Source organism: Acinetobacter sp. ANC 5414, from assembly GCF_013004295.1.
Taxonomy (GTDB): domain Bacteria; phylum Pseudomonadota; class Gammaproteobacteria; order Pseudomonadales; family Moraxellaceae; genus Acinetobacter.
In genome coordinates this window covers 136,340-148,526 of record NZ_JABERM010000012.1, presented here as the reverse complement: position 1 = coordinate 148,526, position 12,187 = coordinate 136,340, and the positions used below count along the sequence as shown (strand labels likewise).

Below are 12,187 nucleotides of genomic sequence, written 5' to 3'. Positions count from 1 at the left end.
TAGAAACGCCTTCCGCGTCTTGGAATATTGATAGGTGAACCATAAACTCTAGAAAGGCAATTGTACCAACTTGTTCAAAAAGTGTGGAATAACACGCGGTTCAAGAATGATCGTCATGATCACCCCGTATGCAGCTCCCCAAAGATGTGCACTATGGTTGATGTTGGAATTGCCGCGTTTGCCTGACCAGATACTGTAAGCAACATATAAAATTGCAAAAATAATCGCCGGTACAGGAATAAAGAAAACAAAAATTAGTTTCCACGGTTCAAATAAAATATAAGCAAACAAAACTGCCGAAACTGCACCGGAAGCGCCTAAACTTGCCCATCGATGATCATTTTTATGTTTGAGATAACTTGGAATAATGGCAACAATCAAGCCGCCTAAGTAGAACAATACAAAGCCAAGATCAAAAAAATACTGTCGGTAAAAACTTTCAATCACACTGCCAAAAAAGAACAGCGTAATCATATTAAAAATCAGATGGGCACCATCGGCATGGACAAAACCATGGGTAATAAAGCGGTCATATTGCCCACGTTGCATTGCAGGGGGCCAAAAAATAAGACGGCTCATGACCTTCTGATTTGAAAATGCAATCAGTGAAACAGCCACTGTAATCAGGATCAGGCTAACAGTATGGTTAAAAGGTAAATCTAGCATAAAGTGACAGTTCAATTTTTAAATATTTATACCTAATAATGCCATTAAATGAAGTGTTAAGATGAACTTTTATAATAATTCCGACAATTTTAGTTGATTTTTTTTTATTACCCCGCATCTTCAGTTAAAATGATCACTTCAGCTTGAGGAAATATGATTATGTCGACTGAGAACATCAGCGCTGCAGTTGCAGAAGAAATTCCAAATTTATTGATTACGCCAACGGCACAAGAGTATTTGTTTGATTTGCTTGAAAAACAAAATACTCCAGGGATTGCTGTACGTATTTTTGTGGAAAATCCTGGTACGCCACGTGCTGAATGTTGTATGGCATATAGTGCACCTGAAGAAGTGATTCCTACAGACTATAAACAAGATTACCCGAATTTTGCGGCTTATATTGATGCTCCATCTATCCCATATTTGTTAGATGCGGTGATTGATTACAATAAAGACCGTTTTGGTGGTCAATTGACATTCCGCGCACCCAACTCAAAAGTGCCACGCGTAGGTGCGGATGCTTCGATTGAAGAGCGTATTACCTATGTATTGCAAGCCGAAATTAACCCGGGTCTTGCAGGTCATGGTGGTAACTGTGCCTTGGTTGAAATTGTTGAAGATGAAGAACATGGCCTAACTGCTGTATTAAAATTCGGTGGTGGTTGCCAAGGTTGTTCATCGATTGATTTGACCTTGAAACAAGGCGTTGAAACAACCTTAAAACAACATGTTCCTGAGTTGGCACGTGTGGTTGACCAAACTGACCACAGCAATACTGAAGGTGCTTACTTCAAGTAAGTTCTGAAAGTACTTTAAAAATAACCTCCTATACGGAGGTTATTTTTTTTATTGTTCAATCTTTAAAATCTTCTGTGCTGTTTCAGCATAATAAAACTTTTCTAAATAGGCTCTTGCACGTTCTCGTAAATATTCAGATGAAACGAGCTTTTGAACAACAGGCGCTAACAATTGCTGTAATTCATGTTGAATTAAGGCTTCATCAATATTCAAGTCGCGGAGTAACAGGTCAAAACTACGCTGCTGATTCCGGGTGTACCAGGCATAGACACCATCATGAACTTGTTGTTTTAAATATTCTGTTTGACGCAGATGATCCCAAATTTCATGTCCTAAGCCCACAGTGTTAGGCAGGTCTTGAACTTCAATATAATTTTTCAAAACAGCTAAAGGCATATCTTTAATTTTATGCCACAGATTGGCCTGAAAGTGATAGAGCTTTTCATCATCAAAATGTTGATTTAAAACATGCTCACTCATTTGGCTGAGCTTTAAAATATTCTTTTGCAGATAATGGCCAATGGTCTCATCCAGATTGGAGTCGGTCACGGTTTCTAAAACCGATTTACCCATTTTCATAAAACGTGAAACACCCGGAACACGTTTTGCCATCACCGAATTATCTAAATAATCCTGAATTGAATGTTGAATCAATTGCGTGATCATGGCTGAAAAAGCAGGGCTGTTGACCACGGTTTTAATCAGGCGTTGACGATGTCCACTTTTACTCGCGACATATTGGGCAATTTTATCGACGGTTAATACCGGAATCACATCCGCAATTTGCGTGTTTTCATTGGCTGGATGAATTAAAGCAAAACGAAGATGTTCGGTAATTTGCTCAATTAAAAAAGTACTCGCAGGTGTGGCTAAAATCTGCTTTTGCAATAGCGCGTTGATTTGTTCAAATGACCAGAGATCCTGCAAGGTTTGTTTTCTAAACCAGTGATAAAAATTCAAAAACTCATTTTCAATCGTGGCAGTATGTGAAAACTCCTGCTCTAAAAAGTCAAGATGAGCTTCAATCAATTGCTCAATCATCGGATGTTTTTGCATACTGTCTCTGCAAGCTAATTTAATGGGATAAGTTTATCAGCAAGTGGGTTTTTTAACTTTTGGGTTTTTGCTAGAAAAGGTAAATAGTGGTTCGCCACTTGTTGTTCTGCTTCTAAAATAGGCATGTGCCCGACATTATTTAAAATAATAGGCGTTTCGGCCCGCTTTAATAAAGATTGTAATTCATTTGCTGCTTCAACATTAATGATCTTGTCTTGCTTGCCCCAAAGGATTAGCGCGGGTGCTTCAATGGTTCGTGTCAGCCGGGCAAATGATTCAGGCGTATAAATACGACTCAGGGTGATCAATTGTTCAATCATTTTACGGGTTTGCAAGGACTGTGAAATCAGTCTTTTTTCTTGTGCTTTTTTAAAATAAAGCGGTAAGTCCGGTGGGGTTTGCATTACTTGACCCATCACATCGTCTAGATCGCCGGGTTTAGACACAATGAGATGCTTTAAAAAATAAGGGTCTTTGGTATAGGCGGTATTGGCCTGTTTATAGATGCCTACGCTGTTGAGTAAAAACAGACTTTGCGTATCAAATGGATATTGTGATGCATAAACAGTTGCAATGGAGCCGCCCAGCGAGTGTCCGGCAATGTTCAGTTTGTCTTCAACTTTAATGGCTTCAACAAAACGGCGTAAGCGTTGCGTAACATTGGGAACAGACAAATCAAAATTATCTGCAACTTTGCTTTCACCATTACCAGGAAGGTCTGGAATAATCACATGGTAATAAGGTGTTAAAAAATGTGCCACCCCATTCCAGTTATCCCGATTTCCCGCCAAGCCATGAATGAGTAATACGGCAGGTTTATTGCTGGAGCCACCTTCACTATAGCTCCAGCTAATATCATCAATTTTAATGGTTTTACTGCGTAAGCCGGCTGCATTACGTTCTTTAACTAAATAATTTTCTAATGAGAGTTGAGCATCACGGGGTGTTTTATTTATTGCTGCATAAGAATAAAGAGGCGTGCTGATAGAAAGTGCTAAGCACGTCATTTGCAAAAAGCGGGATAAAATCGAGTGAAGCGGTGTCATTGATCATCATCCTAATATGTTAATGACGATAATTCTTTATACGCAATCATATAAAAATCATCTGATTTTTACTGCATTTTATTTTTTTAAAAATGTCTGTAGTTTATTGTAATTATTATTAAATAATTGTCACTGAATAGTTTTTTGAATTCCGTTGCGTGAATCTTGAAAAGTGTGCACTAGATCAAATTTATGAGCTAAATAAAATATTTTGTAACTTTGTTATTAATTAATCAGCTATTCTTTTTGCAAGTGACTTTCCAATTTCATCGCATTAAAATATTGTAACTTAAAACATTGGAAGACCAGCATGCTAACAGCAGAAGAAGCTTTAGATCGTTTAAAAAAAGGGAACCAGCGTTTTGTATCGGGGGAAACGACACACCCCAAACAACTTTCACATCAGCAACGGGCAGAAATGGCAGGAAATCAAAATCCTTTTGCCATCGTCTTGGGTTGTTCAGACTCTCGTGTTCCTGCTGAAATGGTGTTTGATCAGGGTTTAGGTGATTTATTTGTCATCCGTGTGGCAGGTAATGTGGTTGCACCTTCACAGGTCGGCAGTGTGGAATTTGCTGCAGAACGTTATGATTGCGCTGTAGTGGTGGTATTAGGACATAGTCATTGTGGCGCTATTCAGGCGACCATTGATACCTTAATGAATCCCGATCATCCGCCTTCATTAAACCTGATGTCTATTGTCAACCGTGTTCGCCCATCGGTTGAAACATTGATGCAAACTGAATTGAAAAATGATTTGGCTAAACTGTCGAAACATGCGGTTCGTTCTAATGTCTTTGCCTCTGTGAATCAGCTGCGTCATGGTTCTGCGGTTTTAGAATGCCTGATTGCCAAAGGCCAGTTGAAAATTGTCGGTGCAGAATATTCTCTAGAAACGGGTGAAGTTTTGTTTTTTGATTTTTAAAATTAAATTAAGCTTCAAACTGAATAAAAGGCGCTTTATAAAGCGCCTTTTATATAGGGATAAGCATTGTTCAGTAAAATGCTTTGTGCGTTTGCATTGGGATGAACTAAATCCTGTTGCATCAAGTTTTTCCTGCCTGCAATTCCTTCTAAAAAGAATGGCATCAATTTGACTTTGTACTGTTGACTCACAATCTTGTAATTTTTTTCAAAAGCTTTGCTATAGGCGGTACCGTAATTCGGTGGAATTTTCATTCCAAAAACCAGTACAGTGGCTTTAGCTTTCTGACTTTGTTGAATTAAATTAGCCAGGTTTTTTTGAATCAATAGCGGTGATTGACCGCGCAAACCATCATTTCCCCCTAACTCAATTACCACAATATGCGGTTTATGGATTTGCAATAATTTAGGCAAGCGCGCCAAGGCACCGCTGGTGGTTTCACCGCTGACACTGGCATTGACCACTTTATGTTGTTTCGGATACTGTTGCTCTAGACGTTTTTGTAATAAATGCACCCAACCTTGCTGTGCTTGTATGCCATAGCCTGCGCTAATACTGTCACCCAGAATCATAATGGTTTTAGCAGACACCACCACTGGAGCAAGACACAGGCTGAGCATCGCCAGGCAAGCAAATACACGAGTTTTTAGATTGCGATTTTGCATATAGGGATTTTATGATCCAAGTGACGAGCGACAATTCCATCATGCCACAAGCAATAATTTATGCACAACAACTGACACAAAAGATAAAACTTCCTCAAAAGGAATTTATTATTTTCGAAAATTTCAGTCTGGATATTTTGGCGGGTGAACAGATTGCCATTACCGGACGTTCAGGTTCAGGAAAATCGACCTTGCTCGGAATACTGGCGACCTTAGATCAGGCCAGTTCAGGGAAATTGGTGGTTTGTGGCGAATCAATTGCAGAACTGAATGAAGAACAGCGTGCTTTGGTACGCTTAAAATATATCGGCTTCGTGTTCCAGTCTTTCCAGCTGTTACCGCATTTAACCGCGGTGGAAAATGTGATGTTACCGTTGCGCTTACAGAAGAATTTTAATTTTGCAGCAGCTGAAAAAAAGGCATTCGCTTTACTTAAAAAAGTCGGTTTAGAACGCCAGGCGACACAAACGCCCAAAGTGCTTTCTGGCGGAGAACAGCAACGTGTTGCCATTGCGCGTGCGTTAATTAGCGACCCGAAAATTATTTTTGCCGATGAGCCTACAGGTAACTTGGACACCCAAACCGCTAAAGAAATTGAGCAACTGTTATTTCAGCTGAATCGTGAATTTGGCACGACTTTGGTTTTGGTCACCCATGATCCAACATTGGCCGAGCAATGTCAGCGCCATTTTGAGCTGCTGGATGGTCGCTTGATTGAACATCGTAACGGTGAGGGCTGAAATGAATCCACTGTTTCGACCCTTGCTGACGCAAAGTTTTAAAAGTACCGGCGTTTACTTACTGATTATTGCTTTGACTTTGGCGATCAGTGCGACCACAGCACTAAAATTCAGTAATGAACAAATCCAAAATGCCGTGGCATTACAAGCGGCTGAAATGCTGGCAGGGGATTTAGTCCTGAGCGACAATCAGCCGCTTGAAAAAAAGTGGCAACATAAAGCTGATCAATTAGCGCTACAACAATCTGAAGTCACCACATTCAGTTCGATGGCGCATACCCATGATCAATTTGTGATGGTCAATGTGAAAGCCATTGATGATGCTTTCCCTTTACGTGGTGAAATTCGGGTTGCCCCAAAGGCACAGAAAATTCAGTCAGGAGAAGTCTGGCTCAGTTCACGTGCCATGGATTTGTTGCATGTCAAAGTCGGGGATAGCGTCAATATTGCCGATGGAACCTTTAAAGTCACAGCTAAAATTGAACATGACTCCAATCAGGAACTGGGTTTTTCCGGTTTTTCGCCAACGGTGATTATTTCTCAAGCCGACATTGCCCGAACCAACGCCATTCAAATTGGCAGTCGAGTGGAATATCGTTTATTGATGGCAGGGGCTGCACAACAGACCAAACAGTTTGAACAGGATTTCAATCGACTGCATAAATCTGCGCAAAGCAAAATACAGAATGAACAACCCAGCCTGAAGCTGCGTAATGCCAGTGAAGGCAATACTCGTTTAATGAAGCCGATTGCCAATCTAGATACCTTCCTGCAACTCACCAATATTTTGACCATTTTGCTGTGTGGTATTGCGATTGCTTTAACCAGTCAGCGTTATGTGCAACAAAATCAGGATAGCATTGCATTGATGCGTTGTATCGGGGCAACAAAAAGACAAATTCTTAGCGCGTACCTGGCTTTATTGAGCGTGGTTCTAATTGTCGCAATGGCGATTGGCAGTCTGGCGGGGGTAGCACTTGGATATGGTTTGTTGCAACTGATGCTACAACTGATTCCACATCTGCAAATTGAATTTTCTGCATGGGATATGCTGCTGGGTCCATTGCCGATTGCGATGCTGACCAGTGCAGTGGTGTTACTGGGTTTTATCGTGCCAAGTTTATGGCAGTTACTGAATACACCGCCTATTCGGGTGATTCGCCAACAAGAAAAATCAGTGCAATCCATGCTATGGATGTTGCTGATGGGAACAGCCAGTCTGGTGCTGTTTAGTGTAGTACTGACTGAAAATATTGTGCTGACTGCTTGGGTGATCGGGGCAATTATCATCTTGTGTACGGTGCTGTATATGCTGATTTGGGGCTGCTTAAAACTGATTAAAAGTTTGAAGTGGTCCATTTCAGCTTATATCCGTGCACCTTATCAAACTGCCTTTCAAATTACTGCTTTGGCACTCGGTCTAAGTTTGATTACCGTCTTGGCGGTATTGAGAACGGATTTGCTTGAGCGTTGGCAACAGCAATTGCCAGAAGGTACACCGAATCAGTTTGTTTACGGTTTACCACCGTTTGATATGCCTTTATTTAAAGCCCAACTTGAGCAACGGGGTTGGCACAGTACGCCACTTTATCCCAATATCCGTGGGCGACTGGTGGCAAAAAATGATCAGCCTTTTTCGGAAAACTTGCTTAAAAGCAATGAGTCTTTACGCCGTGAACTTAATTTAACCCAAACCGCTGAATATCCTACCGACAATAAAATTGTGCAGGGCACCGCAGCATTGCAACAGGCAGGTGATGTGTCAGTTGAAGTGAAAACAGCTGAAGAACTGGGCATTAAAATAGGTGATCGACTCACCTTTAGTTTGCCTGAAGGTTTAATCCAAGCCAAAGTCATTAATTTGCGTAGTGTCGAATGGGAAAGTTTTAGTCCGAATTTTTTCTTTATTTTTGCACCCAAGACCATGGATGAAAATGCGGGCAGTTATTTGGGCAGTTTTTATGTGCCTGAACAGGATAAAAAACAACTGGTTTCCGTGATTCAGCAATTTTCCAATACGGTTTTTATTGATGTCAGTTTGATTCTGGATGAAGTGAAACGCGTGGTAAATGTGCTGGTGCAAATTATTACCATACTCGCGCTATTGGTGAGTGTCTCAGGGATTTTGGTTTTAGTGGCCTGTTTAAACCTGTTGATGGATGAACGCAAACGGGAAGTGGCTTTGCTGCGCTCATTTGGCAGTTCCAAACAAAAGCTAAAACAAATGATGAGTGTGGAGATCGGTTTTATTGGATTCATGGCAGGCGTGGTTTCATGCTTATTTGCAGAAGTGATCAGTGCGATTGCCAGTTATAAAATGAATTTGACCATTCAGGCGCATTGGGAAATTTGGCTCATATTGCCGATTTTAATGACCGTGGTGTGTGCTGTGATTGGACGTTATCGCTTAAGTTATCTTTGCGATATTCCGCCTTTACAAAGTTTGCGAGAGATGAATCAATCATAGATTCATCTCTCCAACAGGATTCATTAACATTAAAACTGCAGTTGTGCGCGCATGGTTGCAAGAATTTGACGCCAAACTGGTTCAAGGATTTGCACTTGTTGCATGCAGTAATCATAAAATACAGAGCAGGTCACTACACCGACACCCAAACCTAGAATAAAGCCTAAACGGGGTTTATGGATGCGTTGTCCCACGTACCAAATAGCCGCTAATACTGCGCCCATCAGCATACCACCAATATGGGCTGCATTATTAATTCCCGGCATGGTGAAGCCAATGAACAGGTTAATCCCCATCACCATGACCAAGGTTTTTTTATCTAAAATAAAGCGTTGTTTCGGTAATATGGGTAATAAAGACAAAACGGTCAAAGCGCCACCAAGACCCATCACCGCCCCAGATGCACCAGCACTGACAGTCGGGAAAAGTTTAGGATCATTAGTTTGCAGCAGTTCAAAGGTATTTTGAATATCGATAAAACCGCTGAGCAAACTTCCCATCAGGCCTGCAAGGACATACAACCCTAAATAATAGAATCGACCAAAAAGTTGTTCCGCCACACTGCCGAAAATATACAAGGCCCACATATTGAGCATTAAATGGATCAAGCCAAAATGAAAAAACATGCTTGTAAACAGGCGGGTGGGTTCCTCTAAAAAGGTTAAAGGTGCATAATCAGCTCCCCAATGAATAGCGTCTACCAGACTTGGGCTGGTAATATTGACCCCTGTGAGCACTTGCCAGAGAAACAAACCGATATTGATGGCAATAAAAAGTGCAGTCAGCCACCAAAGGTGAACCTCGGGTTTACTTTGAATGGGGGGAGGTGAAAGTTCAGCCATGCTATTCTTTTATAATCTTTGCTATATTCAGCTTCAAGCTTAGCACGAAAAAACAGATATTTTGGAGTAACTCACTGACATGAAAGCTTTTATTGTTCGTAGTTTGTTAATACTTGTCAGTTTGGTGCTTTTAGTACAACTTTGGATATTTTCAAGTCTGGTGTGGTGGCGAACCCATCCGGTTGATACGACCATGATGATGCGTCTGGATTATTGGTCTGAACCGTCTAAGCCGATCAAACATCAATGGCGTGATTACGATCAAATCAGTGACTATCTCAAACATGCCGTGGTTGCAGCAGAAGACGGTAAGTTTTTACAACATCATGGTTTTGATTGGGCGGGCATGCAATTTGCCTTGGAGCGGAATAAAGACAAAGGCAAGGTTGTGGCCGGTGGTTCGACTATTTCACAGCAATTGGCGAAAAATCTATTCTTATATAATAAGCGTTCATTTCTGCGTAAAGGTCAAGAAGCTGTTGCAACATGGATGATGGAGCGCGTCTGGACGAAACAACGTATTTTAGAAGTGTATTTAAATTCGGTTGAATTTGGCGACAATATTTACGGTGTGGAGGCGGCAACCCAGCATTATTTTGGCAAAAGTGCGAGAAGTTTAAGTCGTGAACAAGCCGCCTTTTTAGCGGCCATTTTACCTAATCCAAAATATTACCAAGACCATCGTGATGACCGAAAACTACAATACCGTAAACGTATGATTCAAAAATATATGCGTTATAGCAATATTCCCTAATTCAAGACGGTAATAAAAAGCCCAAATTTTTGGGTTTTTTTATGAAATTGTCATGATTTTGAAGCATACTTATGAAGATAAGGATCACTTTCGAATAATCATAGGTTAGGTATGAATACTGCAGCTGGCACATCTCCTACACAAACAGAATATGCATATAACGATCGCTATATTAATCGTGAACTTTCTATTTTAGATTTTCATCTACGTGTATTGGAACAGGCGGTTGATCCACTACATCCTTTACTTGAACGCATGAATTTCTTGCTTATTTTCTCGCGTAATCTGGACGAGTTTTTTGAAATTCGTTTTGCGGGATTGATGGAACAGCTCGATTTAGGCAATGAAAGTCACAGTCCGGACGGTTTAACCCCAAAGCAAGTCCTAGAGATTATTTCTAAAACCGCCCATGCTGCCATCGAACGCCAGTACCGTATTTTAAATGAAGAAATTCTGCCAAAACTGCGTGAAGAAGATATTTGCTTCTTGCGTCGTGGAGAACTCACACCTGCTCAATCGGTCTGGATTAAAAAGTATTTCCAAGAGCAAGTGGCTCCAGTGCTGACCCCGATTAGTTTAGATCCAGCCCATCCATTTCCACGTTTAGTCAACAAAAGCTTAAACTTTATTGTGACTTTGGAAGGGAAAGATGCTTTTGGTCGTCAAATTGATTTGGCGGTTGTGCCCGCACCGCGTTCATTACCGCGAGTGGTCCGTTTGCCGGATGAACTCACCGATGGCAAAGAGCATCATGTCATGCTATCCGCGATTATTCATGAGCACGTGTCTGATTTATTCCCAGGCATGACTGCCACAGGTTGCTATCAATTTCGTGTCACACGTAATGCCGACTTGGCTTTAAATGAAGATGTCGAAGATTTAGCCAAAGCTTTAAAAGGGGAGCTGAATTCGCGTCGTTTTGGCCGTGCAGTACGCCTGGAAGTGACTCAAAACTGTCCTGAACATATCTATGAATATTTGCTCGATGAATTTGATCTCGATAAAGAACAGCTTTACAAAGTAGCGGGTCCGGTCAACCTGGCGCGTTTATTGTCGAATTTTAAACGTCCACATTTACGTTATGATTCCCATACCCCGATTATTCCGACAGTATTGAGGAAGTCTGAAAATATTTTCTCTGCCATGCAGAAACAAGACATTCTTTTACATCATCCGTTTGAATCTTTTGCACCGGTCATCAATTTGTTGCGTGAAGCAGCACGTGATCCGCAAGTGCTCGCGATTAAGCAAACTTTGTATCGTAGTGGAGCAGATTCTGAAATTGTTCAGGTGCTTGCAGAAGCGGCACGAAATGGCAAAGAAGTCACAGCGGTCATTGAGCTGCGTGCGCGTTTCGATGAAGAATCCAATATTGAAGTCGCAAATGTGCTGCAAGAAGCCGGTGCCGTGGTGGTATACGGTATTGTGGGTTATAAAACCCATGCCAAAATGATATTGGTGGTGCGCCGCGAAAATAACAAACTGGTGCGTTATGTGCATTTAGGTACCGGTAACTATCATGCAGGCAATGCCCGTATTTATACCGACTATGGCTTGCTGACCACCGATAAAGAACTGTGTGAAGATGTGCATCGCATTTTCCAAGAATTGACCGGTATGGGCAAAATGGCGAAGTTGAAAAAACTGCTGCATGCACCATTTACCCTGCATGCTCAACTGATTAATTTTATTGATGAAGAAATTGCCAATGCCAAAGCAGGCAAGCCGGCACAAATCATTGTCAAGGTGAATGCACTCACTGAAATGCAGCTGATTAACAAGTTATATGAAGCCTCGCAAGCCGGTGTGAAAATTGATTTGATTATTCGTTCAATTTGCTGTTTACGTCCTGGTTTACCGGGGCTTTCCGAAAATATTCGTGTACGTTCCATTGTAGGTCGTTTTTTAGAACATACCCGTGTGTATTACTTTGGCAATAATGGCAATGCCCGAATTTACTGTTCCAGTGCTGACTGGATGGATCGTAATTTATTTAACCGTGTTGAAGCCTGTTTTCCAATTGAAGACCCTGCACTGAAAAAACGTATTTATCAGCAGGGTTTACTGACGTATTTGAAAGACAATCAGCAAGCGTGGTTGTTACAAGGTGATGGAACCTGGTTGCGTGCGACAGTCGCAGAAGGTCAAGAGCCGCATAATGCACAAAGAATATTATTGGATATCATCAAATAATTCCTTCAAGTGTCGATGAAGAGATAAGGGAGTCT

At 41.3% G+C, this 12,187-nt stretch carries 11 protein-coding genes; 6 read left to right on the top strand and 5 right to left on the bottom strand.

Annotated features, from left to right (window positions below; genetic code table 11):
• Positions 1 to 48: 48 nt before the first annotated feature.
• Entirely contained in the window at positions 49 to 666 is a 618-nt protein-coding gene (locus HLH18_RS08745; protein WP_171546508.1) for a rhomboid family intramembrane serine protease, read from the bottom strand.
• A gap of 159 nt (positions 667 to 825) precedes the next feature.
• Here HLH18_RS08745 and nfuA point away from each other — a divergent pair, with 159 nt between their 5' ends.
• Positions 826 to 1,464, top strand: coding sequence for a Fe-S biogenesis protein NfuA (gene nfuA / locus HLH18_RS08740; RefSeq protein ID WP_131291234.1), 639 nt, complete (start codon positions 826 to 828; stop codon positions 1,462 to 1,464).
• A gap of 48 nt (positions 1,465 to 1,512) precedes the next feature.
• Here nfuA and HLH18_RS08735 read toward each other — a convergent pair whose 3' ends face one another.
• A complete protein-coding gene (locus HLH18_RS08735) occupies positions 1,513 to 2,520 on the bottom strand; it encodes a hypothetical protein (RefSeq protein ID WP_171546507.1) in 1,008 nt (335 codons plus the stop codon).
• 14 nt (positions 2,521 to 2,534) lie between these two features.
• A complete protein-coding gene (locus HLH18_RS08730; RefSeq protein ID WP_250852395.1) occupies positions 2,535 to 3,566 on the bottom strand; it encodes an alpha/beta fold hydrolase in 1,032 nt (343 codons plus the stop codon).
• Positions 3,567 to 3,876: 310 nt separating this feature from the next.
• Between HLH18_RS08730 and HLH18_RS08725 the strand changes: the two genes are divergently transcribed.
• Positions 3,877 to 4,491 carry a carbonic anhydrase gene (locus tag HLH18_RS08725; RefSeq protein ID WP_067724303.1) on the top strand — a complete coding sequence of 205 codons (615 nt, stop codon included), beginning with the start codon at positions 3,877 to 3,879 and terminating at the stop codon, positions 4,489 to 4,491.
• 35 nt (positions 4,492 to 4,526) lie between these two features.
• Here HLH18_RS08725 and HLH18_RS08720 read toward each other — a convergent pair whose 3' ends face one another.
• On the bottom strand, positions 4,527 to 5,111 hold the full coding sequence (locus HLH18_RS08720; RefSeq protein ID WP_502708116.1) for an arylesterase: 585 nt from the start codon (positions 5,109 to 5,111) through the stop codon (positions 4,527 to 4,529).
• A 56-nt stretch (positions 5,112 to 5,167) separates the two neighbouring features.
• Between HLH18_RS08720 and HLH18_RS08715 the strand changes: the two genes are divergently transcribed.
• Both HLH18_RS08715 and HLH18_RS08710 read left to right on the top strand, forming a co-directional pair.
• Positions 5,168 to 5,896 carry an ABC transporter ATP-binding protein gene (locus HLH18_RS08715; RefSeq protein WP_171546505.1) on the top strand — a complete coding sequence of 243 codons (729 nt, stop codon included), beginning with the start codon at positions 5,168 to 5,170 and terminating at the stop codon, positions 5,894 to 5,896.
• A 1-nt stretch (position 5,897) separates the two neighbouring features.
• Entirely contained in the window at positions 5,898 to 8,363 is a 2,466-nt protein-coding gene (locus tag HLH18_RS08710) for an ABC transporter permease (protein WP_171546504.1), read from the top strand.
• Between the two features lie 29 nt (positions 8,364 to 8,392).
• On the opposite strand, the gene HLH18_RS08705 is transcribed toward HLH18_RS08710, so the two are convergent.
• Entirely contained in the window at positions 8,393 to 9,205 is an 813-nt protein-coding gene (locus HLH18_RS08705) for a rhomboid family intramembrane serine protease (RefSeq protein ID WP_171546503.1), read from the bottom strand.
• Between the two features lie 79 nt (positions 9,206 to 9,284).
• Here HLH18_RS08705 and mtgA point away from each other — a divergent pair, with 79 nt between their 5' ends.
• Positions 9,285 to 9,959, top strand: a complete 675-nt coding sequence (gene mtgA / locus HLH18_RS08700) for a monofunctional biosynthetic peptidoglycan transglycosylase (protein WP_067724298.1) — start codon at positions 9,285 to 9,287, stop codon at positions 9,957 to 9,959.
• 111 nt (positions 9,960 to 10,070) lie between these two features.
• Positions 10,071 to 12,152, top strand: coding sequence for a polyphosphate kinase 1 (gene ppk1 / locus HLH18_RS08695; protein ID WP_171546502.1), 2,082 nt, complete (start codon positions 10,071 to 10,073; stop codon positions 12,150 to 12,152).
• Positions 12,153 to 12,187 lie beyond the last annotated feature (35 nt).